The following is a 24,210-nucleotide window of genomic DNA, read 5'->3' on the forward strand; positions in this document are numbered from 1 at the left end:
GGTTACTTGCTCTCCTCGGTACGGGCGGCGGCGGGGGTGGTGGTGACGGCGGGCTCGGAACCACCGAGCAGCAGGTACAGGACGGCCATCCGGGTGGAGACGCCGTTGGCGACCTGCTCGACGGCCGTGCAGCGGTCGGAGTCGGCGACCTCGGCGGTGATCTCCATGCCGCGGTTCATCGGGCCGGGGTGCATCACGATGGCGTGCTTGGGCATCTTCGCCATGCGGTCGCCGTCGAGCCCGTACCGGCGGGAGTACTCGCGCTCGGTCGGGAAGAAGGCGGCGTTCATGCGTTCGCGCTGCACACGCAGCATCATGACCGCGTCGGACTTCGGCAGCACCTCGTCGAGGCTGTATGAGACCTCGCAGGGCCAGCTCTCGACGCCGATCGGGACGAGGGTGGGCGGGGCCACCACGGTGACCTCGGCGCCCAGCGTGTGGAGCAGCTGGACGTTGGAGCGGGCCACGCGGCTGTGCAGCACGTCGCCGACGATGGTGATCCGGCGGCCGTTCAGGTCCTTGCCGAGTCCGGCGTCGCGGCCGACGAGCCGGCGGCGCATGGTGAAGGCGTCCAGCAGGGCCTGGGTGGGGTGCTCGTGGGTGCCGTCGCCGGCGTTGACCACGGCGGAGTCGATCCAGCCGGAGGTCGCGAGCCGGTAGGGGGCGCCGGAGGCGTGGTGGCGGATGACGACCGCGTCCGCGCCCATGGCCTCCAGGGTCAGGGCGGTGTCCTTCAGGGATTCGCCCTTGGAAACCGAGGACCCCTTGGCGGAGAAGTTGATGACGTCGGCGGACAGGCGTTTGGCGGCGGCCTCGAACGAGATCCGGGTGCGGGTCGAGTCCTCGAAGAAGAGGTTGACGACGGTCAGGCCGCGCAGGGTGGGCAGCTTCTTGATCGGCCGGTCCGCGACGCGGGCCATCTCCTCGGCGGTGTCGAGGATCAGGACGGCGTCGTCGCGCGTGAGATCGGCGGCCGAGATGAGGTGGCGCTTCATCCGGGTGCTCCGTAGGTCAGGAGGGCAGGCAGGTGGACTGACTGGCGTGCGGGCAGGGCGTGCCGCGGCACGGGCCCCGTGTGCGGGCCCCGAGCCGGTGTGGGCTACTGCTGCCCCGCTGCCGGGGCGGTCCGCTGGCCGAGCAGCACGGCGTCACGGCCGTCCTCCTCCTGGAGCTGGACCTTGACGGTCTCCCGCAGCGACGTGGGGAGGTTCTTGCCGACGTAGTCGGCGCGGATCGGCAGTTCGCGGTGGCCCCGGTCGACGAGGACGGCGAGCTGCACGGCGCGCGGACGTCCGATGGCGCCGAGCGCGTCGAGGGCGGCGCGGATGGTGCGGCCGGAGAAGAGCACGTCGTCGACGAGGACCACGAGACGGCCGTCGATGTCGTCGCCGGGGATCTCGGTGCGGCCGATGGCCCGTGCGGGCTTCAGGCGCAGGTCGTCCCGGTACATGGTGATGTCGAGGGAGCCGACCGGGATCTTGGTGCCGGTGATCTCTTCGAGCTTGGCGGCCAGCCGGCGGGCGAGGTACACACCGCGGGTGGGAATGCCGAGGAGCACCACGTCGTCGGCGCCCTTGGCGCGTTCGACGATCTCGTGGGCGATGCGGGTCAGGACCCGTGCGATGTCCTGCGCGTCCAGTACGGGGCGCATGTCATCGGGGGCGTGCCGGGTGTCCGGGCTGTGCTGGGTGTCCATGAAAAGGACCTCCTTCTCCGCCTCACGGGACGGACCTTAAAGGACGTCTGATCTACGCCTTCCACGGTACCAGGGCGATTCCGCGCTCCTCGCGCCGGGCCCGGGCGGAGGCCCTTGCGAGGGGGCGACGAAGACCATTCGGCTTGACGCATCCAAGTAACGCTGCGTAACCTCACAGTGAGTTACCAGCCGCGCGGCGGAGCCGCACGTTGTCCATGTCGTCACAGCGTCACAGCGTCCGGGAGCGTTATGTCCAGCGAATACGCCAAACAGCTCGGGGCCAAGCTCCGTGCCATCCGCACCCAGCAGGGCCTTTCCCTCCACGGTGTCGAGGAGAAGTCCCAGGGCCGGTGGAAGGCCGTGGTGGTCGGTTCCTATGAGCGCGGGGACCGCGCCGTGACCGTCCAGCGCCTCGCCGAGCTGGCGGACTTCTACGGGGTGCCGGTGCAGGAGCTGCTGCCGGGCACGACTCCCGGCGGGGCCGCCGAGCCGCCGCCGAAGCTCCGTCTGGATCTGGAGCGCCTCGCGGGCGTGCCCGCCGAGAAGGCCGGTCCGCTGCAGCGCTACGCGGCGACGATCCAGAGCCAGCGCGGCGACTACAACGGCAAGGTGCTGTCGATCCGCCAGGACGACCTGCGCACCCTCGCCGTCATCTACGACCAGTCCCCCTCGGTCCTGACCGAGCAGCTGATCAGCTGGGGCGTGCTGGACGCGGACGCACGTCGCGCGGTGGCGCACGAGGACATCTAGTCCCGGGGCCCAGGCCCAGCAGAAACGTACCGGCGGCCGTCGGGGGCCCCTTCGGGGGTCCCGGCGGCCGCCGTTTCCGTGTGCCCCGCGCGTCCCCGGCTCCGGGATCCACGGGAACGGACGGAAGGGCCCGCAGCGCGTGCGCTGCGGGCCCTTCCGTGTGTGCGTGGCCTGTGCGTCAGCTCTCGCTGCGGCGCAGGTTCGGCTTCAGGTCCTTGAACCGGCTCAGCAGTCCGTTCACGAACGAGGGCGACTCGTCCGTCGAGAACTCCTTGGCGAGCTGGACCGCTTCGTCGATCGCCACGGCGTCCGGGGTGTCGTCCACCCAGATCAGCTCGTAGGCTCCGAGCCGCACGATGTTCCGGTCCGCGACCGGCATGCGGTCGAGGTCCCAGTCCACGGCGTAGGTGGCGATCAGATCGTCGATGCGGTCCACCTTGTCGGCGTAACCCTCGACAAGATCCATCGTGTAGGCGTTGACCGGCGACTGGCGGTCGTCCGACCGCGCGTGGCGGATCCAGTCCGCGAGGACCTCGCGCACGGGCACATCGCGCTGATCGGCCTCGAAGAGGATCTGGAAAGCGCGCTTTCGCGCGTTGCTCCGGGCAGCCACGGTTAGCTGTTCACCCGGCCGAGGTAGTCGCTCGTGCGGGTGTCGACCTTGATCTTCTCGCCGATGCTGACGAAGAGCGGGACCTGGATCTCGTGACCGGTCTCCAGCGTCGCCGGCTTGGTGCCACCGGTGGAGCGGTCGCCCTGGACGCCCGGGTCGGTGTGCTGGATGACCAGCTCGACGGCGGCGGGGAGCTCGACGTAGAGCACCTCGCCCTCGTGGCGGGCCACGGAGGCGGTGAAGCCCTCGATCAGGAAGTTGGCGGCGGCGCCGACGACCTTGCGGTCGACCATCAGCTGGTCGTAGGTCTCCATGTCCATGAAGACGAAGTACTCGCCGTCCATGTACGAGAACTGCATGTCGCGGCGGTCGATGGTGGCCGTCTCGACCTTGGTGCCGGCGTTGAACGTCTTGTCGACGACCTTGCCGGAGAGCACGTGCTTGAGCTTGGTGCGCACGAAGGCCGGGCCCTTGCCGGGCTTGACGTGCTGGAACTCGACGACGGACCAGAGCTGGCCCCCGTCGAGCTTCAGCACCATGCCGTTCTTGAGGTCGTTCGTGGAAGCCACGGTTGCGGAATCTCCTGCACTGGAAGACCAGGGAGGCGCGCACGGTCCGGTTGGCGGACTACAGCGCGAGCAGCTCCTTGGTCGTAATGGTGAGTAGCTCGGGACCGCCGTCCGCCTCGGGGCGCACGACGAGCGTGTCATCGATCCGGACACCTCCCCGGCCCGGGAGGTGAACCCCCGGTTCGACGGTGACCGGCACGCAAGCGTCCAGTTTACCCATTGCCGTAGGTGCAAGCTGCGGGTCCTCGTCGATTTCGAGACCGACACCGTGTCCGGTGGACGGCGCGAGGGCCTCGCCGTGGCCGCCCGAGCCCAACACGGACCGCGCCGCGCGGTCGACGTCCCGGTAGGCGGCCCCCGGCAGGAGGGCCTCCCGGCCGGCCCGTTGGGCCGCGAAGACCAGGTCGTACAGCTCGATCTGCCAGTCGGCCGGGGTGGTGCCGATCACGAACGTGCGGCCGATCTCGCAGCGGTATCCACGGTAGTTGGCGCCCAGGCAGACGGAGAGGAAGTCGCCCTCCTCCACCCGACGGTCCGAGGGCCGGTGCCGGGAGCGGCCGGAGTGCGGTCCGGTGCCGACCGAGGTGGGGAAGGCGGGGCCGTCGGCGCCGTGGTCCACCAGGCGCCGTTCCAGCTCCAGGGCGAGGTGGCGTTCGGTCCGGCCGACCAGGATGGACTCCAGCAGCTCGCCGAGCGCCTGGTCGGCGATCTCGGCGGCGATCCGCAGACAGGCGATCTCCTCCTCGTCCTTGACGAGGCGCTGCTGTTCCACGGACGTCCCGAGGTCCGCGAGGCGCAGTCCGGGCGCGACCGAGCGCAGGGCCCGGTGGCGGCCGACGGTGAGGTGGTGCTCCTCCACGGCGAGCGAGTCGGCCCGCGCGGAGGCCGCCATGTCGGCGGCGGCCACGGCGGGGTCCCCGCCGGGGGCGGAGAGCACGTTCAGTCGGAGTCGGTCGTCCAGGCGGCCCTCGTCGGCCTCCCCGGTGGGCGAGGTGCCGCAGAACAGCACGTCCTCGACGGGTCCGACCAGCAGGACGGCGCCGCGCGGGGACGCCCCGGCCAGGTAGCGGACATTGGCCGGACGCGTGATCAACGCGGCGGCGTTGCCCGCGGCGGCACAGCGGTCGCGGAGCCGGCCCCTGCGGGCCGCGTAGGCGTCTGACATGTCTTCGAGCCTACGAGCGCCCCGTCCATCCGGCCTGGCGAGCGGGTCCGTACGGGCCTGCGGTCCCGGGGCCCGGCCCCGGTTCAGGCCTGCGGGGCCCCGATGACACGGGCCAGGGTCTCGTCGAGCGCGCGGGCGGTGCCCTCGACGTCCAGGTGCGAGTTGTCGATGATCGCCAGCCCGGACCCGTACCAGCCCGCCATCCGCCCGTGGATGCGGGCGACTTCCTCGTCGGAGAGCCGCCGGTTGCCGGAGCGGGCCGCGTTGCGCTCCAGGACGATCTCCAGGCCGGGCAGCAGGACGACCGGCAACAGGGCCGGGCCGACGTGCCGCTTCCACCCGCCCAGGCCCACCACGGGCCGGTCCGGGAAGACGGCGTCGTCGAGGATGCAGGAGATCCCGTTCGCCAGGTAGTTGCGCGCGGCGAAACCGCAGGTGCGGCGGGCGAGCCGGTACTGGGCCTCGGAGTGCTCGTTCCAGCCCGCCTGCGGGTCGGCGAAGCCCGAACAGACCCACTCCCGGACGTCGTCCAGGCTGATGTGCGCGGTGGGCACGGGCCGGGTGGCCGCCCAGTGGCGGGCGACGGTGGTCTTCCCCGCGCCCGCCGGGCCGATCAGCAGGACGGCGAGGGTGGCGCCGCCGGTGCCGGGGGCCACGGCCGGGGGCAGCGGGATGTGACCCGTCGTCTCCGGGACCGCCTGCTGGGGCGGGACCGGCGGGGGCGGCGGTACGGAACCCGACCAGCCCTGCCCGGGGGGTATGGGCGGCTGCGAGGGCGACGCCGGGTGTTGTCCCGACCCGCCCCAGGCACCGCCTCCCACTCCTTGCTGCATCCGCTGCCACTCCGTCTCGTTCCGGCGACTGATGCGAGAACGTTATATGACCCCGGACCTCCGGCGTCCCACCCCTGCCGTCAGGCGGTCACTTCGTCCGCCAACGCGCGCAACGCCAGGCGGTACGAACCGATGCCGAAGCCCGCCACGGTGCCGGTCGCCACCGCGGCGATCACGGAGGTGTGCCGGAACTCCTCGCGGGCGTACGGGTTCGAGATGTGCACCTCGATCAGCGGCGCGGTGCGCTGCGCCGCCGCGTCCCGCATGGCGTACGAGTAGTGCGTGAAGGCGCCCGGGTTGATGACCACGGGAATCCTGCCGTCCGCCGCCTCGTGCAGCCAACGCACCAGCTCGCCCTCGTCGTTGGTCTCGCGGACCTCGACGTCGAAGCCGAGTTCCGCGCCGACCGCGCGGCAGCTCTCGACGAGCCCGGTGTAGGAGGTGGCCCCGTACACGTCGGGCTCGCGCGACCCGAGCCGGCCCAGGTTCGGGCCGTTCAGGACGAACACCCGCCGGCTCATGCGCCGACCTCGCCGTACGCCGCGAACAGCAGCGCGGGGTCCGGCCCCTCCAGCACGGTCGGCTTGGCCAGTCCGTCGAGGACGATGAAGCGCAGCAGGTCGCCGCGGGACTTCTTGTCGACCTTCATGGTCTCCAGCAGCTTGGGCCACTGGTCGCCGCGGTAGGTCAGCGGGAGGCCGACGGAGGCGAGGACGGCCTTGTGCCGGTCGGCCGTGGCGTCGTCCAGCCGGCCCGCGAGCCGGCCGAGCTCGGCGGCGAAGACCATGCCCACCGACACGGCCGCGCCGTGGCGCCACTTGTAGCGCTCGTTCTTCTCGATGGCGTGCGCGAGGGTGTGCCCGTAGTTGAGGATCTCCCGCAGCCCGGCCTCCTTGAGGTCGCTGGACACCACGTCCGCCTTGACCTGGATGGAGCGGGTGATCAGCTCGGCGGTGTGCGGGCCGGCGGGGGTGCGGGCCGCCTGCGGGTCCGCCTCGATCAGGTCGAGGATCACCGGGTCGGAGATGAATCCGGCCTTGATGATCTCGGCGAGACCGCTGACGTAGTCGTTGACCGGCAGCGAGTCCAGCGCCGCGAGGTCGCAGAGCACGCCGGCGGGCGGGTGGAAGGCGCCGACGAGGTTCTTGCCCTCGGCGGTGTTGATGCCGGTCTTGCCGCCGACGGCCGCGTCCACCATGGCGAGCACGGTGGTGGGTACGGCGATCCAGCGCACGCCGCGCAGCCAGGAGGCGGCCACGAAGCCGGCGAGGTCGGTGGTGGCTCCCCCGCCCACGCCGACGATCACGTCGGTGCGGGTGAAGCCGGACTGGCCCAGCGCCTTCCAGCAGTACGCGGCGACCTCGATCGTCTTGGCCTCCTCGGCGTTCGGCACCTGGATGGCGACCGCCTCGTAGCCCTGCGCGGCCAGGTCGTCCCGCAGCGCCTCACCGGTCGAGGCGAGCGCCTCGGGGTGGATCACCGCGACCCGCTTGGCCTTCGTGCCGATGAGGGAGCCGAGCTCGCCGAGCAGCTGCCGGCCGACCAGCACGTCGTACGCGCCGTGTCCGGCGCTCGCGCCGACCTGGATGCGCGTCACCTGGTCTGTCATACGTCCTTCAACTCCAGAGCGTCGAGGACCGCCTGCGCGACCTCTTCGGGTGTGCGGTCGTCGGTGGCCACGACGACGCGCGCGACTTCGGTGTACAGGTGGCGCCTGGCCTCCATCAGCTCGCGCCACTGGCGGCGCGGGTTGACGGCGAGCAGCGGGCGCGCGGCGCTCAGGCCGACGCGCCGGACCGCCTCCTCGACGTCCATCGACAGGTAGGCGACGGGCAGGCCGGCCAGCAGCCCGCGGGTGCCCTCGTCGAGGACGGCCCCGCCGCCGAGGGAGAGGACCCCGGTGTGCTCGGCGACGGCGGCCGCGACGGCCTGCCGTTCCAGCTCGCGGAAGTAGGGCTCGCCCTCGTCGACGAAGAGGTCGGAGATCTCCCGGCCGGTGGCCGCGACGATGTCGGCGTCGGTGTCCCGGTAGGGGACGCCGAGGCGTGCGGCGAGGAGTTCTCCGACCGTGGACTTGCCGGACCCCATGGGTCCGACAAGGACGACCAGTGGTCCGGCGGTCACCGGATCTGCAGGTTGTCGAGGTACGAGCGGACGTTGCGGCGGGTCTCGGGGACCGAGTCGCCGCCGAACTTCTCGACGACGGCGTCGGCCAGCACGAGCGCGACCATCGCCTCGGCGACGATGCCGGCGGCCGGGACGGCGCACACGTCGGAGCGCTGGTGGTGGGCCACCGTCGCCTCCCCGGTGGACACGTCCACGGTGGCGAGCGCGCGCGGCACGGTCGCGATGGGCTTCATCGCGGCGCGTACCCGCAGCAGCTCACCGGTGGTCAGGCCGCCCTCGGTGCCGCCGGAACGGCCCGAGGTGCGACGCAGGCCCTCGTCGGTGGAGACGATCTCGTCGTGCGCCCGGGAGCCGGGCACGCGGGCCAGCTCGAAGCCGTCGCCGACCTCCACGCCCTTGATGGCCTGGATGCCCATGAGCGCGGCGGCGAGGCGGGCGTCGAGGCGGCGGTCCCAGTGGACGTGCGAGCCGAGGCCGACGGGCACCCCGTACGCGAGGACCTCGACGACGCCGCCGAGGGTGTCGCCGTCCTTGTGGGCCTGGTCGATCTCGGCGACCATCGCCTTCGACGCGTCGGCGTCGAGGCAGCGCACCGGGTCGGCGTCGAGCTTGTCGACGTCGGCGGGGGTCGGGTAGACGCCGTACGGGGCCTTGGCCGCCGCGAGTTCCACCACGTGCGAGACGATCTCGATGCCCGCGACCTCCTTGATGAAGGACCGGGCGATGGCGCCGAGGGCCACGCGGGCGGCCGTCTCACGGGCGCTGGCGCGCTCCAGGATCGGGCGGGCCTCGGAGAAGCCGTACTTCTGCATGCCCGCCAGGTCGGCGTGGCCGGGGCGCGGGCGGGTCAGCGGCGCGTTGCGGCCGGTCTCCTTGAGCAGCGAGGGGTCGACGGGGTCGGCCGACATGACCGTCTCCCACTTGGGCCATTCGGTGTTGCCGATCATGACGGCGACCGGGGAACCCTGGGACAGTCCGTGGCGGACGCCGCCGAGGAAGGTGATCTCGTCCTGCTCGAACTTCATCCGGGCACCGCGGCCATAGCCGAGCCGGCGCCGGGCCAGGTGGTCGGCCACCAGCTCGGTGGTGACCGGGACGCCGGCGGGGAGGCCCTCCAGCGTCGCCACCAGGGCCGGTCCGTGCGACTCTCCTGCGGTCAGCCAACGCAACCTGCTCAACGATGCTCCTCATGCTCGCGCCCGGCACAGCGAAGGCGCGATCGGGTGCGCGGCCCTGACCCGCCTCACCCGATCCTCCCATGTCCGCGGGGGTATCCCGGTGCCAGGTCCAGGTATCGGACGGGGGATCCGTCAGGTCCCCGCCCTTCGAGGCGGTGTCACACCCTCACGGTCGGGCCCGGAGCGCGTCCTCGCCCGCCGTGCGCATGGCGGCCAAGGGTCCGGGGGCGCGCCCGGTCATCTGCTCGACCTGGAGGACGGCTTGGTGGACCAGGAGGTCCAGCCCGCCGAGGAGGGTGCCGCCGCGCGCCGTCCAGGCCGCGGCGAGCGCGGTGGGCCACGGGTCGTACAGGACGTCGAACAGGGTCCCCGCGCCGGCGGGCACCTCCCGGGCCAGGGCGTCGGTCGCGCCCGCCGGGGTGGTGGCGATCACCAGCGGTGCGCCGAGCGCCTCGGCCGCCCGTGACCAGTCGGCCGTGCGGACGTCGACGCCGAGCCGTTCGCCCCACTGCCGCATCTCGTCGGCGCGCTCGCGCGAGCGCACGTACGCGGTGACCTCGCCGGTGCAGACGCGGGAGAGCGCCGCCAGCGCCGAGGAGGCGGTGGCCCCGGCGCCGAGGACGGCGGCGGCGGGCACCTTCTCGACGCCGCGTTCGTGCAGTGCGGCGACGATGCCGGGGATGTCGGTGTTGTCGCCGAGGCGCCGGCCGTCCGGGGTGAGGACGACCGTGTTGACGGCCTCCACCGAAGCGGCGGTGTCGCTGATCCCGTCGAGCAGCGGGATGATCGCCCGCTTCAGCGGCATGGTGAGGGACAGCCCGGCCCACTCGGGGCCCAGGTCGGCGACGAACCCGGCGAGCGTGGCCTCGTCGATCTCGAAGCGGTCGTACGTCCAGTCGAGGAGGCCCAGCTCCCGGTACGCGGCGCGGTGCAGGACCGGGGAGAGGGAGTGCTCGATGGGCGACCCCAGCACCGCGGCCCGCCGTACTGTCGGCTGCATGTCCCTCGCCCCTCACCAGTTCCCGTCCGCGCGCGGGCACGCGCGGACGACCGGGCCGGTGCCCGGGCGCGAGAGACAGTACCGCAGCCCGCGCGGCGACGAGGACACCCGGTCCCCGTCGTCCGGGGACGACGGGGACCGGGTGTCGGAGCGTCCCGAACCGTCGGGCTACTGGCCCGACTTCTTGCGCTCCCTCTCGTATTCCTCGACGTTGACGTTGTGCTCGTCGTTGGTGACGGCGAACAGCGTCTTGTTCTCGTTGACGGACACGAAGTAGTACCAGGGGCCGGGTTCCGGGTTCGTCGCCGCCTTGAGCGCGTCGGCTCCCGGGTTGCTGATCGGTCCCGCGGGCAGGCCCACGACCTTGTACGTGTTGTAGGGGTCGGCGATCTGGCGCAGTTCCTTGACCGAACCGACGTCGAGGGTGCTCTGGCCCTTGATGTAGTTGATCGTGGAGTCGAAGTCGAGCAGACCGTTCGTCTCGGTGTTGCCCGGCTTGAGGCGGTTGTAGACCACGCGCGAGATCTTGTCGAAGTCGTGCTGGTACTTGCCCTCCGCCTGGACGAGGCTCGCGACGGTGACGAGTTCGAGGGGGGTCTTCAGGCCCATCTTCGTGGCCTGGCCCTTGACGTCGGCGTTCGCGTACTCCTGGCTCGCCTTGGCGACCATCTGCTTGAGCAGGGCCTCCGGCTTCATGTCCTTGCCCAGGTCGTAGCGGGCCGGGTAGAGGAAGCCTTCCAGCGGGTCCTTGATGTTCTTGTTGGAGTTGGCCCAGTCCGGCAGGCCGAGGTTCTTGGACTCCTTGGTCGCGACGTCCTTCGTGGTGCCGGGCTTGAGGGAGAGCTTCTTGTCGATCAGGGTGTAGATCTCGAAGTTGCGCTTGCCCTCGGGGATCGTGAGCACGTTCAGGGCCGAGGGGTCGAGCATGATCTCGACCGCGGACCTGGCGGACATCTCCTTCTTGAGGGAGTAGACGCCCGGCTGGATGGACTTGCCCTTGGGGTTGGCCTCGGCGGCGGCGGCGAAGGCCTCCGCGCTGGCCACGACGCCCGCCTTCTTGAGGAGCTGGCCCATGAGCATCAGGCCGGCGTTCTTGGGGATCTCGACGTCGACCGTCTCGTCGTTGCCCGTGCCGGAGAAGTCCGCGGCCGAGCTGAACTTGCCCTTGAGGTAGGTGTAGCCGTAGTAACCGCCCCCGCCGACGACGCCCACGATCACGAGGGCGGCGATCAGGCACGCGGCGCCGCTGCGTTTCGTCGTGTCCTTCGAACGGCCCGACCTGCGCCCGCCGCCCGACCCGTCGGGGTCCTCCCCGGCGAGGGATCCGTTCTCCTCCTCGCGCTCCTCCGTCAGGAGGTCGCCGTCCTGTGCCTCGGCCCCGGGCTCGGGCTCCAGGTGCCGCCGGCCCGGGGGCTGTGGCGGCGGGTAGGCGTCGGGAGTGCCGTACAGGTCGGGGGCCTCGCCGGGGTAGGCGCCCGCGTTCTGTTGGGTGTACGGGTCCACGCCGGCGTACGGGTCCACCGTCGCGGGCCCGGGGACGTACTGGCCCTGGCCGGTGTCCCAGACCTGGTCGCCGTACGGCTGCCGGGGCTGCTCCGGGTGGGGTTGCTGCGGGTGGGGTTGCTGCGGGGGGAGCTGCTGCCCGCCCTGCTGCTGCGGGGCGGGCTGCTGCTGGGGATAGCCCTGCTGCGGGTACTGCTGCTGGTTCGGGTACTGCTGCGGGTCCTGGTACTGCGGGTCCGGGTACTGCGCCTGGGGGTACTGCTGCTGCGCGTACTGCTGCTGGTACTGCGGATCCGCGTACGGGGGCCGGCCGGTCTGGGGGTCCGGATGCTGCGGCGGCTGCTGCTGGTACTGCTCCTGAGCGCCGGTGTCGTAAGGCGTCTGACCCTGTTGGACCGGATGTCCGGTCCACCCCTGGTCCCCGTACAGGGGGTCCTCGGGGTGCCACGGTTCGGGGGTGCGGCCCCGGCCATACTCAGTCATCGATCCCCTAGAGCCGCGAGACGGAGGCAGCGGCTTCGTTGCCGCGGCACCCGGTTCCGCCTCTGAAGTGGTGGGCGACGGCTGTTCGAATGCCGCCACATCGCGCGGAACGTTACCGTATCGCGATCAGACAACCACTTCGACGCACTCGCCGGGCGGATTACCCGATACCCGTTCGGTCTCAAGAGCGGTTTGCAGGATCACGACGGCGGCCGCCTGGTCGATGACCGAGCGCCCCTTCTTCGCGTTCTTCCCGGACGCCCGCAGCCCCTGGGCCGCGGTGACCGTGGTCATCCGCTCGTCCACGAGACGGACCGTCACCGGCTTGATGCCCTTGGCCAGTTCGTTCGCGAAGGCGCGCACCTTGACCGCGGCCGGCCCCTCCCGCCCGCTGAGCGAGCGGGGGAGGCCGACCACGACTTCGAGGGGCTCGTACTCGGCGACGAGCTGCCGCAGCCGCCGGTGGGCGAAGGGGATGTCCCGTCCCGGCACGGTTTCCACCGGTGTGGCCAGCACCCCGTCGGGGTCGCACGAGGCGACCCCGATCCGGGCGTCACCGACATCGACGGCCAGCCGGCGGCCGCGGCGCAGTGTCATCGGGCGGTCTCGCCCACGAGCCGCTCGACGGCCGCGACGGCGTCGCCGATGGCGGCCGGGTTCTGACCGCCGCCCTGGGCGACGTCGGGCTTGCCGCCGCCACCGCCACCGAGGGTCTTGGCGGCGGTGCGCACCAGGTCACCGGCCTTGAGGCCGCGTTCGCGGGCGGCCTCGTTGGTGGCGATGACCGTCAGCGGGCGATCGTTGGCGACGGTGAACAGCGCGACGACGGCCGGGCGGTCGCCCTGCCCCGGCGCCTGGGCGAGCCGGCCGCGGACGTCGAGGACCAGCTTGCGCAGGTCGTCGGCGCCGGTGCCGTCCGGCACCTGGCCGGTGACGAGCGCGACGCCCCGTACGTCCTGGGCGCCGGCGGCGAGACCGGCGGCGGCCTGGAGGACCTTCTCCGCGCGGAACTTCTCGATCTCCTTCTCGGCGTCCTTCAGCTTGCCGAGCATGGAGGCGATCTTCTCCGGAAGCTCCTCCGGACGGCCCTTGACCAGCTCCTGGAGCTGGGCGACGACCGTGTGCTCCTTGGCGAGGAAGTTGTACGCGTCCACGCCCACGAGAGCCTCGACACGGCGCACGCCGGAACCGATGGAGGACTCGCCGAGCAGCTTCACCAGGCCCAGCTGGGCGGTGTTGCCGACGTGCGTGCCGCCGCACAGCTCCTTGGAGAAGTCGCCGATGGTGACGACGCGCACGCGCTCGCCGTACTTCTCGCCGAACTCGGCGATGGCGCCCTGCTTCTTGGCCTCGTCGATGCTCATGATCTCGGCGGTGACGTCCAGCTCGCGCGAGAGCACATCGTTGATCTTCTGCTCGACGTCGGTGAGGACCGTGCCGGGGACGGCGTTCGGGGAGCCGAAGTCGAAGCGGAAGCGGCCCGGCGAGTTCTCGGAGCCGGCCTGGGCGGCCGTGGGGCCGAGGGCGTCGCGCAGCGCCTGGTGCGTCAGGTGCGTGGCCGAGTGGGCGCGGGCGATGGCGCGGCGACGGTTGATGTCGATGGCGGCGTACGCCGAGGCGCCCACCGTCACCTCGCCGACCTGGACGGAACCCTTGTGCACGGAGACGCCCGGGACGGGCTGCTGTACGTCGCGGACGACGACGACGGCGCCGGAGTCGAGCTTGATCCGACCCTGGTCGGCGAGCTGGCCGCCGCCCTCCGCATAGAAGGGGGTGCGGTCGAGGACGATCTCGACCTCGTCGCCCTCGGAGGCGGCGGGCGCGGAGACGCCGTTGACCAGCAGGCCGACGATCGTGGACTCGCCCTGGGTGGTGGCGTAGCCGGTGAACTCGGTGGCTCCGGCGCCGTCGGCGATCTCCCGGTAGGCGGACATGTCCGCGTGGCCGGTCTTCTTGGCCTTGGCGTCGGCCTTGGCGCGGTCGCGCTGTTCCTGCATCAGGCGGCGGAAGCCGGGCTCGTCCACGGAGAGGCCCTGTTCGGAGGCCATCTCCAGGGTGAGGTCGATCGGGAAGCCCCAGGTGTCGTGGAGCAGGAACGCCTTGTCGCCCGAAAGGACGGTGCCACCGGTCGCCTTGGTCTCGCTCACGGCGGTGTCGAGGATGTTCGTGCCGCCCTTGACGGCCTTCAGGAAGGCGGCTTCCTCGGCGAGGGCGACGGTCTCGATGCGCTTGCGGTCGGTGGTCAGCTCCGGGTACTGCTGCCCCATCGTGCTGATCACGACGTCCACGAGTTCCTGGACGACGGGACCGGTGGCGCCCATGAGGCGCATGTTGCGGATGGCGCGGCGCATGATGCGGCGCAGCACGTAGCCGCGGCCCTCGTTGCCGGGGGTGACGCCGTCACCGATGAGCATCACCGAGGTGCGGATGTGGTCGGCGACCACGCGCATCGAGACGTCGGTGCCGTGGGCGGCCCCGTACTGGACGCCGGTGAGCTCGGTGGCCTTGTCCATGACCACGCGCAGGGTGTCGGTCTCGTACATGTTCTGCACGCCCTGCAGGATCATGGCGAGACGTTCGAGGCCGAGACCGGTGTCGATGTTCTTCGACGGCAGGTCGCCGAGGATCGGGAAGTCTTCCTTCCCGTCGCCGGCGCCGCGCTCGAACTGCATGAAGACCAGGTTCCAGATCTCCACGTAGCGCTCGTCGTTGACGGCGGGGCCGCCCTCGACGCCGAACTCCGGGCCGCGGTCGTAGTTGATCTCCGAGCACGGGCCACAGGGGCCGGGGACGCCCATGGACCAGAAGTTGTCCTTCTTGCCCAGGCGCTGGATGCGCTCGGCGGGGACGCCGACCACGTCGCGCCAGATCGTCTCGGCCTCGTCGTCGTCGAGGTAGACGGTGATCCAGAGCTTCTCGGGTTCGAGGCCGTAGCCGCCGTCCGCCACGGAGCTGGTGAGCAGCTCCCAGGCGTACTTGATGGCGCCTTCCTTGAAGTAGTCCCCGAAGGAGAAGTTGCCGCACATCTGGAAGAACGTGCCGTGGCGGGTGGTCTTGCCGACCTCTTCGATGTCCGGGGTACGGACGCACTTCTGCACGCTCGTGGCCCGGGGGGCCGGGGGCTTGGTCTCGCCGAGGAAGTACGGCTTGAACGGGACCATGCCCGCGTTGACCAGCAGCAGAGTCGGGTCGTCCGCGATGAGCGACGCCGAAGGGACAACGGTGTGACCGCGCTCCTCGAAGAAGCTCAGCCAGCGGCGGCGGATTTCAGCCGACTCCATCAGTGGTCCTCATTCCGGTTGTACCCGACCGTCGAGTGGTTCGTGCGGTGGGTGGTCTGGTCGTTCTCCAGGGCCTTCAGTCGTCGCGGCCCGGGGAGGGCGGTGACGTTGTCGGGCCGGTCGGGGTCCTGGTGGAGCCCCAACGCATCGTTCAGCTCGTCTTCGCGCTGCGTCATTCCCGCCTTGACGTCCAGGGCGAAGTCCTTGAGGCGGTGGCCCGCCTCCACCGCCTTGTCGGCGGCCTGCGCGGCGAGGCTCTCCGGTGTCAGCTTCTTCAGCTGTCGGTTGACCTTGGTGGTGGCCCACACGCCGGCGGCGGCGCCGGCGGTGAACCAGAAGGCTCGGCGGAACATCGGAGGTCTCAGCCCTTCTGCTTCCGGCGCCGGGGCGTCGGCACCGTACGGCCGACGATCACGGTTCGTCGGGATGTCTTCTTCGGTGCGGCGTCCGTGTTCTTGCCCAGCGCCTTGCGGACCCCGTAGCCGAAGGCCGCGACCTTGACCAGGGGGCCGCCGAAGGTGGAGGCGACGGTCGAGGACAGCGCGGAGGCGTTGGAGGTGACTTCCTGGACGTCGCTCGCGATGGCGTCGACCCGGTCGAGCTGGGTGCGGGCGGAGCGGACGGTCGTGGAGGCGTCGGCCAACAGCGGGACCGCCTGTTCGGTCACGTCGGCCACCATCTTGGTGGTCGCCTTCAGGACCTGGGCCAGCCTCACCAACACCACGGCGAGGAAGGAGACCAGAATGGCCCAGAAGACGGCCACGAGGATCCCGGCCACCTCTCCACCGGACACTTCGCACCACTCTCTGCACATCGATCGCCACGTATAAAGGTCGTCGTCCGACCCTATCGCGCCGGAGATCCCCGCCCGTACCGGAATTCCGGAGCCTCGGGGTCCGCCTTGTACGGGGCGCGTCCGGACCAGTACTCTCCGTGTCCCATGCGACAGAGACCCCTTCGAAACAGGACCTGGGGCAATCTTCCCTCGGAGCTGAGCGCGTTCGTCGGCCGGGGGGACGAACTCGACGGGCTGGAACGGCTCCTCGGGACCTCGCGGCTCGTGACGGTGACCGGAGTCGGGGGCGTGGGCAAGTCCCGGCTGGCGCTGGCGGCCGCCCGGGAGCTGGAGGCGGCCGGGACCCCGGCCGAGCAGGAACGCTACTGCGACGGCGTGTGGTGGGCGGAGTTGTCGTCCGTGCGGGATCCGGCGTTCCTGGAGTTCGCCGTCGCAGAGGCGCTCGGCCTGACCGACCACACCACCCGGCCGCTGCGGACCGTCCTGACCGAGCACCTGGCGGGGCGCCGGCTGCTGTTGGTCCTGGACGGGTTCGAGCAGCTGGTCGACGAGTGCGCGGTCCTGGTCCGGGAGCTGCTGCTCCGCTCCCCCGGTCTGCGGGTGCTGGCCGCGGGACGGCGTCCTCTGGAGGTGGACGGGGAGCTGGTCTTCCCGTTGGCCCCGCCGGTCGCCGAGGAGGCCTTGGAGCTGCTGGCGAACCGGGCGTCGGCACTCGACCCGGCCTTCGAGGTGACGGACGCCAACCGGGGGGCGCTGATCGGGCTGTGCGAGCGGCTCGACGGGATCCCGCTGGCGCTGGAGCTGGCGGCGGGCCGGCTGCGCGCGCTGGCGCCGGAGCAGGTCTCGGCCCGACTGGCGGACCGGTTCGCCCTGCTGACGGGCGGGGCGCGCGGGGCGTTGCCGCGGCACCGGACGCTGCGTACGGCGATCGGCTGGAGCCACGAGCTGTGCACGCCGCCGGAGCGCCTGCTGTGGGCGCGGCTCTCGGTCTTCGCCGGGCGGTTCGACCTCGACGCCGCCGAATACGTGTGCGCCGGTCGGGACCTGCCGGTGGAGTCCGTGCTGGACCTGGTCGGGGAGTTGCTGACCCAGTCGCTGTTGGTGAAGGAGGAGACCCCGGCCGGGGTGCGCTACCGGATGCTGGAGACCGTGCGCCTGTACGGCGCGGGCTGGCTGGAGTCGCTGGGCGACGCCGGGCGGCTGCGGCGACGGCACCGGGACTGGTACATGGGGCTGGCGACCTGGTGCGAGCTGGACTGGTTCAGTCCGCGTCAGCGGGAGGTGGCCGCGCTGGTGGAGGCGGAGCTGCCGAACCTGCGGCTGGCCCTGGAGTGCTGTCTCGACGAACCGGAGGAGCTGCATCTGGGCCAGTACCTGGCGGGCACCCTCTGGTTCTACTGGGCGGGCTGCGGTCGGCTCACCGAGGGCCGGCACTGGTTGGACCGCACGCTGGAGCACGTTCCGGGCCCGGAGTACGAGAGTTCGCGGCTGAAGGCGCTCTGGGTGCTGGGGTACGTGGCCGCCCTCCAGGGCGACCCGGTGGCCTCGATGAGCGCCCTGTACGAGTGCCGGGACGGCGCGGCCCGTACGGGGAACCCCGTGGCCGCGGCGTACGCGGTGCACCGCCTGGGCTGTCTGGCCCTGGTCTCGGACGACATGGCGCGGGCCCGGGAACTGTTGGGCACGGCGTTGGAGCGCTACCGGGAGGCCGGCGAGCTGAACAGCAACGTGTTGATGTGCCAGGTGGAGCTGGCGATGTCGCTGGCCTTCCTGGGGGAGCCGGCCGGCGCGCTCTCGCTGTGCGAGGAGGTCCGGGAGATCTGCGAGGAGCGCGGGGAGCTCTGGACGAAGGCGTACGCGCTGTACGTGCTGGCGTACGCGGCGCTGGACGCCGGGGACACGGGGCGGGCGCGGTCACTGCTGACCGAGTGCGTGGAGATCAACCACGCGTTCCGGGACCTGGTGGGGTTGGTCCTCGCGATCGAGCTGTTGGCCCTGGTCACGGTGACGGAGGGGCATCCGGCGGAGGCGGCGGTGCTCCAGGGCGCGGCCGAGCCGATGTGGGACGGCGTCGGGCTGAGGCTCTTCGGCTCGGGGTACTTCAACGCGCCCCGGCTGAGGTGCCTGGAGCGCGCGGGCGAGCTGATCGGCACCGAGCACTACGCGGCCGGCGCCCGGCACGGGCGGGCCCTGTCGTCGGACGCGCTGGTGGAGCGGGCGTTGCGGGGGCCGCAGCCGGTTGCCGCGGTCGCGCTGCCGAGGCCTCGCACGATGCCCACCCGGACGGCGGGCCGCGCCGGGGCGGGCGCGGACAACAGGAAACCCGCCGGCTCCCCCAAGGGGGAACCGGCGGGTTGACCAGCCTGTGAGGCTACGTCCGCCGAATCAGCGGGCGTAGTACTCGACGACGAGCTGCTCGTCGCAGATGACCGGGATTTCCTTGCGGTTCGGGTCGCGGTCCAGGCGGAAGGCCAGGGCCTTCAGGTTGACCTGCAGGTAACGGGGGGTCTCGCCCTCGCCTGCGTAGCCACCCTCACGGGCAACCTGGAACGGAACCTTCTCGCGGCTGCGCTCGCGCACCGTGATGACGTCGTCCGGGCGGACACGGAACGACGGCTTGTCGACCTTGCCACCGTTGACCTCGATGTGGCCGTGAACGACCATCTGGCGAGCCTGGTAGATGGTGCGGGCGATGCCCGAACGCAGGACCAGGGCGTCGAGGCGACGCTCGAGCTCGACGACAAGCGCCTCGCCCGTCTTGCCTTCGGCCTTCTTGGCGCGGTCGTACGCGCGGGCCATCTGACGCTCAGAGATGTCGTACTGAGCGCGCAGACGCTGCTTCTCCAGCAGACGAACCTTGTAGTCCGAGTTCTGCTTGCGGCCACGGCCGTGCTCGCCCGGCGGGTAGGGGCGGGCCTCGAAGTACTTGACGGCCTTCGGGGTCAGCGCAATGCCGAGGGCACGCGACTTCTTGACCTTGGGTCGCTTCTGGTTCACGTGGAACCTACCTCCATGTAAGTTAGGTGAGGCTTACCTTAGCGAGGAGGACGTAATGTCTCGACCACATGGGATCCCCCTGCCCAGTGCGCGTCGAAGTTCAGATTCCAACGATACGGAATCTGCTTTCGACGACGATAAGCAAGGTCAGCCGCGTCCCAGGGAAGGCGTTCGGCAGCTCACCGGAGCCGAACGCGTACGAACCCTCGTAGAGTCCAACGCCTCAGTATCCCTCACGCTCCCGGGTGCTTTCGACCAGGAAGAGTTCGGGACAGGGCTGCCGGCCGCTCGGACCGTCACCCCGGACGGGGACGTGATTCTCCTTGTTTCAGGGGAATCCGCGGCTGCCAGGGCAGCCGCTCACGCCCAGGACGACGACCTCACCGCCGTGATCGAGATCACGGATGTGGCGCCGGTGTCCGTGCCCCATCGTATCCGAGGCCGCGCCTGGCTCGCCGGGTGGCTGACGCCGGTGCGCGGGGACGACCGGCCGGCCTGTGCGGCGCTGCTCGCGGAGCGCAGTCCGGTGGGCGAGCTGCTCGGCATGTCCGAGTCCCTGGACGCCCCGTACTCGGGCCGCCCCGCCTGGATGATGCTCCGCCTGGAGGTCGGCGAGATCTCGGTGGACGACCTGTGGGGTGCGGAGCAGGTGGACCCGGACGAGCTGGCGGCGGCGGAGCCGGACCCGATGGTCGCCCACGAGACGGAACTCCTCCAGCACCTCTCCGCCGCCCACGGCGACCGGATCGCGGACCTGTGCGGGCTGCTCGGCACACGCGGGGCGCAGGGCATGAACGCGGTCCCGCTGGCCCTCGACCGACTGGGGCTGCGCGTGCGCTTCACGGGCTGCGACCCCTCCGCCGCCTTCGACGCCCGCTTCGACTTCCCGGAGCCGGTATCGGACATCTGCGGTCTGCGCCGGGCGATGCACACGCTCTTCTCGGCTGCCGGTCACCCCTGAGGGCAGGTCGCCAGCATCTCGACGAGGGCGTCCTTCTCCGGCGGTGTCACCGACAGCCCGTACGTCGCCTTGATGCCGGTGTAGCGCCGGGCGTACTCGCACCAGTACGCCCGCCGCGGGGGCTTCCACTTGTCGGCGGTCCTGCTGCCCTTGTCCTGGTTGGTCTGCTTGTCCACGGCGAGCAGGACGTTCAGGTCGTTGGCGTACTCCAGCCTGCGTCGCGGCGTCCAGGCGTGGGCCCCTCCCCGCCAGGCGGCGCCCAGCGCGACGACGTGGTCCGTCTCGATCCCGGAGGCGCGGCGGTAGGTGTAGGGGATCTCCTTGCCGGTGTACGGGTCGTGCAGCACCCCGGAAAGCACCACGCACGGGTTGCGGTCCCCCTCCCGGAGTTGCTTGAGGTCCCGGCGCAACACGTCGTCGCGGGTGTCGCAGCCGTTGCGGCCACCGAGGGCGTCGGTCTCGTCCGACCAGTAGCGGCCGAAGTTCTCCCGCTTGTAGGTCTGCCAGTTCCTGCCCCACTCGACCTTGAGCCCGGCCAGCCGGTCGGTCGCCTCCCGCGCGGTCGGCGGGAACCCGGGGCTCGTGAGCGGCGCCCCCGAGACGAGCGCCGCGATGCCGGCGGGACGCTCCGCCCCGTCCCCGTGATGGCATCCGGCGGCCGACAGCACGGCCGCGACGACGACGATCAGCGGAGCCCGACTGCCCATGCCCGGAGCCTAGACCGTCTCTTCCGGATCCTGCCTGCCCCGCGCCGCCCGGCACCGCGCCCCGCGAGGCGGCCCGCCCGCTACGACCCGCGCAGGCGCTCGCGGACCTTCTCCACCACGTCCGCGTACCGCGCCTCGGCGCCGTACCGGGTCGGCTCGTAGTACCGCTTGCCGTGGATCTCGTCCGGCGCGTACTGCTGCGCGGCGATGGCGCCGGGGACGTCGTGCGGGTAGACGTACCCGACGGCGTGACCGAGCTTCGCCGCCCCCTTGTAGTGGCCGTCGCGCAGGTGCGCGGGGACGGAGCCCGCCGACCCGGCCCGCACGTCGGCCAGCGCGGCGCCGATCGCGGTCGTGGCGGTGTTCGACTTGGGTGCCAGGGCCAGCGCGATCGTGGCGTGCGACAGGGTCAGGGCCGCCTCCGGGAAACCGATCATGGCCACGGCCTGGGCCGCTGCCACGGCCAACGGCAGGGCGGTGGGGTCCGCCAGGCCGATGTCCTCGCTCGCGGAGATCATCAGGCGTCGCGCGATGAACCGGGGGTCCTCCCCCGCGTCGATCATCCGTGCCAGGTAGTGCAGAGCCGCGTCCACGTCGGAGCCGCGGATGGACTTGATGAGGGCGCTCGCCACGTCGTAGTGCTGATCGCCGTCCCGGTCGTAGCGCACGGCCGCCCGGTCGACCGCCTCCTCGACGGTTTCGAGGGTGATCTCCTCCTCGCCCTTGGCGATGGCCGACCCTGCCCCCGCCTCCAGCGCCGTCAGGGCCCGCCGGGCGTCGCCGCCGGCGATGCGCAGCAGGTGGGCCTCCGCGTCGGCCGGCAGGGTGACGGCCCCGCCCAGGCCCCGTTCCTCCGCCAGCGCCCGCTTCATCAGGGCGCTCAGGTCCTCGTCGGTCAGCGGTTCCAGCGTCAGCAGCAGGGAGCGCGACAGCAGCGGGGAGATGATCGAGAAGTACGGGTTCTCCGTGGTGGCCGCGATGAGGGTCACCCAGCGGTTCTCCACGGCCGGCAGCAGGGAGTCCTGCTGGGCCTTGCTGAAGCGGTGGATCTCGTCGAGGAAGAGGACGGTCTCCTTGCCGTACCCTCCGGCCGCGCGTCGGGCGCCCTCGATGACCGCCCGGACCTCCTTCACGCCCGCCGTGATCGCGGACAGCTCCACGAACCGCTTCTGCGTCGCCTGACTGACGACGTACGCGAGGGTGGTCTTCCCGATGCCGGGCGGTCCCCAGAGGATCACCGACGAGGCTCCGGCCGGTCCCCCGGCGCCCTCGCCGACGAGGCGGCGCAGCGGCGAGCCGGGCTTCAGCAGGTGCTGCTGGCCGACGACCTCGTCCAGGGTGCGCGGACGCATCCGGACGGCGAGTGGAGAACTCGACGGGTCCTTCTCCTGGCGGTCCTCGGCTGCGGCGGTGAAGAGATCTGGTTCCACACGGGAAGCCTATGCGAGCCCACCGACACCGCCGTCGGGCTCCGTCGGGCTCAGGAGGTCCAGAAGTCCCACCAGCGGGTCAGGATCAGCATGCCGATGATCCCGACGTGCAGCACGGGCGCGACCCACGTGAACTCGTCGAAGAAGGCCTTCAGCCACCCCGGGGCGGGCAGCAGCCCCTGGCGGACGTTGTGGGAGGTGACGTACCAGAACATGACGATGGTGGCGACCCAGGCCAGGCAGCACCACAGGCACAGCGAGTTGATGTTGTACAGCGACTGGTACATCAGCCAGGTGCAGAAGACGACGCCGAAGAGGGTGCCGGCGTTCAGGGTGAGCCAGTACCAGGGCCGGAACCGGGCCCCGGCGAGCAGGCTCATGCCGACGCAGATCACGATCGCGTAGGTGACCAGACCCAGCATCGGGTTGGGGAACCCGAAGACGGACGCCTGGTCGCTCTTCATGATGTTGCCGCAGGAGACGATCGGGTTGAGGCTGCACCCCGGCGTGAAGTTCGGGTCCTCCAGCAGCTTGAACTTGTCGATGGTGATCACCCAGGCGGCGAGCAGTCCGGCCGCTCCCGTGATCACCAGAAGGAGCGCCAGGGCCCGGCTGCCGCCGTGGGTCCGGGCGGCGTCCGCGTCAGCACCTGTTGTCGTCATACCCGCCCGCTCCACATCTGCAAGGTCGTCAAGGACCGGCCATTGTGCCGTACGGGGCTGTGCGCCCACCGTTCGATGGGCACAAGGCGGCCGGACCGAGGGACTCCGGGCCGTGCCCGCGCCCCCGGAACACCCGAGGGGGCGGGGTCGGGAAACGGTCCCCGGCCCCGCCCCCTCGGGTGGTCTCGGTCAGGCCAGCCTGGAGCGGAGCACGTCCACCAGGTCGGTGAGGGCCACCGGGCCCTGCTCGCCGGACTGCATGTCCTTCAGCTGGACGACGCCCTCGGCGAGGTCGCGCTCACCCAGGACGGCCGCGAAGCGCGCCCCCGAGCGGTTCGCGTCCTTCATCGCGCCCTTGAGGCCCTTGCCGCCGAACGCGAAGTCGGCGGCGACGCCGGCCCGCCGCAGCTCCGTGACCTTGCCGAAGAGCACCCGGCGGGCCTCCTCGCCGAGGGCCACGCCGAAGACGGAGGTCGCGGCGGGGATGTCCAGCGTCACGCCCTCGGCCTCCAGCGCGAGGACCGTCCGGTCCACGCCCAGGGCCCAGCCCACCGACGGCAGCGACGGGCCGCCGATCATCTCGGACAGGCCGTCGTAGCGACCGCCGCCGCCGACCGCCGACTGCGAGCCCAGGCCGTCGTGGACGAACTCGAAGGTGGTCCGGGTGTAGTAGTCGAGGCCGCGCACCAGCTTCTCGTCGTCCTCGAAGGCGACGCCGGCCGCCGTCACCAGGGCCCGCACCTCCTCGTGGTACGCCTTGCACGCGTCGCAGAGGTAGTCGCGCAGCATCGGCGCCCCGACGAGCTGCTTCTGCACGTCCTCGCGCTTGTCGTCGAGCACGCGCAGCGGGTTGATCTCGGCCCGGCGCACGGTCTCGGCGTCCAGGTCGAGCCCGCGCAGGAAGCCCTGGAGGGCCTCCCGGTAGACCGGGCGGCACTCCTTGTCGCCCAGCGAGTTGAGCAGGACGCGGAAGTTGCGCAGGCCCAGCGTGCGGTACGCCTGGTCGGCCAGGATGATCAGCTCGGCGTCCAGGGCCGGGTCCTCGGAGCCGATGGCCTCGGCGCCGACCTGCGAGAAGTGGCGGTAGCGGCCCTTCTGCGCCCGCTCGTAGCGGTAGTAGGAACCGGAGTACCAGAGCTTGACGGGCAGCAGGCCCGCCTTGTGCAGGTTGCCCTGGAGCGCCGCGCGCAGCACCGACGCGGTGCCCTCGGGGCGCAGGGCGAGCTGGTCGCCGCCCTTGGTCGTGAGGGTGTACATCTCCTTGCTGACGATGTCGGTGGACTCACCGACGCCGCGCGAGAAGAGCTCGACGTTCTCGAAGCCGGGGGTCTCGACGTACCCGTAGCCCGAGTTCCTCAGCGGAGCCGAGATCGCCTCGCGCACCGCCAGGAAGGTCGCCGAGCGGGGGGGCAGCAGGTCGTACGTGCCCTTGGGGGCCTGAAAAGTACTCACGAAACTC

The 24,210-nt window shown here is 71.3% G+C and carries 24 protein-coding genes; 3 read left to right on the forward strand and 21 right to left on the reverse strand.

Features of this window, described 5'->3' with window-relative positions; genetic code table 11:
• Window positions 1-2: 2 nt before the first annotated feature.
• Both ACQEVM_RS23750 and pyrR read right to left on the reverse strand, forming a co-directional pair.
• Window positions 3-995 carry an aspartate carbamoyltransferase catalytic subunit gene (locus ACQEVM_RS23750; RefSeq protein ID WP_433082194.1) on the reverse strand — a complete coding sequence of 331 codons (993 nt, stop codon included), beginning with the start codon at window positions 993-995 and terminating at the stop codon, window positions 3-5.
• 104 nt (window positions 996-1,099) lie between these two features.
• The gene (pyrR, locus tag ACQEVM_RS23755; protein WP_433082196.1) at window positions 1,100-1,696 is read right to left on the reverse strand and encodes a bifunctional pyr operon transcriptional regulator/uracil phosphoribosyltransferase PyrR; all 597 of its coding nucleotides are present in this window, start codon (window positions 1,694-1,696) and stop codon (window positions 1,100-1,102) included.
• A gap of 249 nt (window positions 1,697-1,945) precedes the next feature.
• Between pyrR and bldD the strand changes: the two genes are divergently transcribed.
• Window positions 1,946-2,446, forward strand: coding sequence for a transcriptional regulator BldD (bldD, locus tag ACQEVM_RS23760; protein WP_007263032.1), 501 nt, complete (start codon window positions 1,946-1,948; stop codon window positions 2,444-2,446).
• A 178-nt stretch (window positions 2,447-2,624) separates the two neighbouring features.
• Here the strand turns inward: bldD and nusB are convergent, their stop codons facing one another.
• The 14 genes from nusB to ACQEVM_RS23830 all read right to left on the reverse strand — a co-directional run bounded on the left by nusB (window position 2,625) and on the right by ACQEVM_RS23830 (window position 16,012).
• Window positions 2,625-3,059 carry a transcription antitermination factor NusB gene (nusB, locus tag ACQEVM_RS23765; protein WP_329446620.1) on the reverse strand — a complete coding sequence of 145 codons (435 nt, stop codon included), beginning with the start codon at window positions 3,057-3,059 and terminating at the stop codon, window positions 2,625-2,627.
• A 2-nt stretch (window positions 3,060-3,061) separates the two neighbouring features.
• Window positions 3,062-3,628 carry an elongation factor P gene (gene efp / locus ACQEVM_RS23770; protein ID WP_433082199.1) on the reverse strand — a complete coding sequence of 189 codons (567 nt, stop codon included), beginning with the start codon at window positions 3,626-3,628 and terminating at the stop codon, window positions 3,062-3,064.
• 58 nt (window positions 3,629-3,686) lie between these two features.
• Window positions 3,687-4,793 carry a M24 family metallopeptidase gene (locus ACQEVM_RS23775; RefSeq protein ID WP_433082201.1) on the reverse strand — a complete coding sequence of 369 codons (1,107 nt, stop codon included), beginning with the start codon at window positions 4,791-4,793 and terminating at the stop codon, window positions 3,687-3,689.
• Window positions 4,794-4,876: 83 nt separating this feature from the next.
• Window positions 4,877-5,626 (reverse strand): AAA family ATPase, encoded by a 750-nt coding sequence (locus ACQEVM_RS23780; RefSeq protein ID WP_433082203.1) that lies wholly within the window; start codon window positions 5,624-5,626, stop codon window positions 4,877-4,879.
• A gap of 80 nt (window positions 5,627-5,706) precedes the next feature.
• Window positions 5,707-6,147, reverse strand: coding sequence for a type II 3-dehydroquinate dehydratase (gene aroQ, locus ACQEVM_RS23785; protein ID WP_053676627.1), 441 nt, complete (start codon window positions 6,145-6,147; stop codon window positions 5,707-5,709).
• A complete protein-coding gene (aroB, locus tag ACQEVM_RS23790; RefSeq protein WP_433082206.1) occupies window positions 6,144-7,235 on the reverse strand; it encodes a 3-dehydroquinate synthase in 1,092 nt (363 codons plus the stop codon). Before aroB ends, aroQ begins: the two co-directional genes overlap by 4 nt.
• The gene (locus ACQEVM_RS23795; protein ID WP_433082208.1) at window positions 7,232-7,750 is read right to left on the reverse strand and encodes a shikimate kinase; all 519 of its coding nucleotides are present in this window, start codon (window positions 7,748-7,750) and stop codon (window positions 7,232-7,234) included. The genes aroB and ACQEVM_RS23795 overlap by 4 nt, the downstream gene beginning before the upstream one ends.
• The gene (gene aroC, locus ACQEVM_RS23800) at window positions 7,747-8,931 is read right to left on the reverse strand and encodes a chorismate synthase (protein WP_433082210.1); all 1,185 of its coding nucleotides are present in this window, start codon (window positions 8,929-8,931) and stop codon (window positions 7,747-7,749) included. The genes ACQEVM_RS23795 and aroC overlap by 4 nt, the downstream gene beginning before the upstream one ends.
• A 166-nt stretch (window positions 8,932-9,097) precedes the next feature.
• Window positions 9,098-9,931 carry a shikimate dehydrogenase gene (locus ACQEVM_RS23805; protein ID WP_433082212.1) on the reverse strand — a complete coding sequence of 278 codons (834 nt, stop codon included), beginning with the start codon at window positions 9,929-9,931 and terminating at the stop codon, window positions 9,098-9,100.
• A gap of 168 nt (window positions 9,932-10,099) precedes the next feature.
• Complete coding sequence (gene mltG, locus ACQEVM_RS23810) at window positions 10,100-11,917, reverse strand: endolytic transglycosylase MltG (protein WP_433082214.1); 1,818 nt, start codon at window positions 11,915-11,917, stop codon at window positions 10,100-10,102.
• A gap of 126 nt (window positions 11,918-12,043) precedes the next feature.
• The gene (ruvX, locus tag ACQEVM_RS23815) at window positions 12,044-12,514 is read right to left on the reverse strand and encodes a Holliday junction resolvase RuvX (RefSeq protein ID WP_053676633.1); all 471 of its coding nucleotides are present in this window, start codon (window positions 12,512-12,514) and stop codon (window positions 12,044-12,046) included.
• A complete protein-coding gene (gene alaS, locus ACQEVM_RS23820; RefSeq protein ID WP_433082216.1) occupies window positions 12,511-15,198 on the reverse strand; it encodes an alanine--tRNA ligase in 2,688 nt (895 codons plus the stop codon). The genes ruvX and alaS overlap by 4 nt, the downstream gene beginning before the upstream one ends.
• Window positions 15,198-15,551 (reverse strand): DUF6167 family protein, encoded by a 354-nt coding sequence (locus ACQEVM_RS23825; RefSeq protein WP_433082218.1) that lies wholly within the window; start codon window positions 15,549-15,551, stop codon window positions 15,198-15,200. Before ACQEVM_RS23825 ends, alaS begins: the two co-directional genes overlap by 1 nt.
• An 8-nt stretch (window positions 15,552-15,559) precedes the next feature.
• Window positions 15,560-16,012, reverse strand: coding sequence for a DUF948 domain-containing protein (locus ACQEVM_RS23830; RefSeq protein WP_433082220.1), 453 nt, complete (start codon window positions 16,010-16,012; stop codon window positions 15,560-15,562).
• Between the two features lie 126 nt (window positions 16,013-16,138).
• Here ACQEVM_RS23830 and ACQEVM_RS23835 point away from each other — a divergent pair, with 126 nt between their 5' ends.
• A complete protein-coding gene (locus ACQEVM_RS23835; protein WP_433082222.1) occupies window positions 16,139-18,352 on the forward strand; it encodes an ATP-binding protein in 2,214 nt (737 codons plus the stop codon).
• Between the two features lie 27 nt (window positions 18,353-18,379).
• On the opposite strand, the gene rpsD is transcribed toward ACQEVM_RS23835, so the two are convergent.
• The gene (rpsD, locus tag ACQEVM_RS23840) at window positions 18,380-18,991 is read right to left on the reverse strand and encodes a 30S ribosomal protein S4 (RefSeq protein ID WP_030294564.1); all 612 of its coding nucleotides are present in this window, start codon (window positions 18,989-18,991) and stop codon (window positions 18,380-18,382) included.
• Between the two features lie 55 nt (window positions 18,992-19,046).
• On the opposite strand from rpsD, the gene ACQEVM_RS23845 reads away from it, so the two are divergent.
• Window positions 19,047-19,952, forward strand: coding sequence for a DUF2470 domain-containing protein (locus ACQEVM_RS23845; RefSeq protein ID WP_433082225.1), 906 nt, complete (start codon window positions 19,047-19,049; stop codon window positions 19,950-19,952).
• Here ACQEVM_RS23845 and ACQEVM_RS23850 read toward each other — a convergent pair.
• The 4 genes from ACQEVM_RS23850 to hisS form a co-directional block, all read right to left on the reverse strand.
• On the reverse strand, window positions 19,943-20,659 hold the full coding sequence (locus tag ACQEVM_RS23850) for an HNH endonuclease family protein (RefSeq protein ID WP_433082227.1): 717 nt from the start codon (window positions 20,657-20,659) through the stop codon (window positions 19,943-19,945). The two genes, ACQEVM_RS23845 and ACQEVM_RS23850, sit on opposite strands and share 10 nt — an antisense overlap.
• 80 nt (window positions 20,660-20,739) lie before the next feature.
• Window positions 20,740-22,089, reverse strand: a complete 1,350-nt coding sequence (locus tag ACQEVM_RS23855; protein WP_433082229.1) for a replication-associated recombination protein A — start codon at window positions 22,087-22,089, stop codon at window positions 20,740-20,742.
• 50 nt (window positions 22,090-22,139) lie between these two features.
• On the reverse strand, window positions 22,140-22,751 hold the full coding sequence (locus ACQEVM_RS23860; protein ID WP_433082231.1) for a vitamin K epoxide reductase family protein: 612 nt from the start codon (window positions 22,749-22,751) through the stop codon (window positions 22,140-22,142).
• 189 nt (window positions 22,752-22,940) lie between these two features.
• Window positions 22,941-24,203, reverse strand: coding sequence for a histidine--tRNA ligase (gene hisS / locus ACQEVM_RS23865; protein WP_433082233.1), 1,263 nt, complete (start codon window positions 24,201-24,203; stop codon window positions 22,941-22,943).
• Between the last annotated feature and the right edge of the window lie 7 nt (window positions 24,204-24,210).

Origin of the sequence: Streptomyces sp. CA-243310 (assembly GCF_050936775.1) — a bacterium.
Classification (GTDB): domain Bacteria; phylum Actinomycetota; class Actinomycetes; order Streptomycetales; family Streptomycetaceae; genus Streptomyces.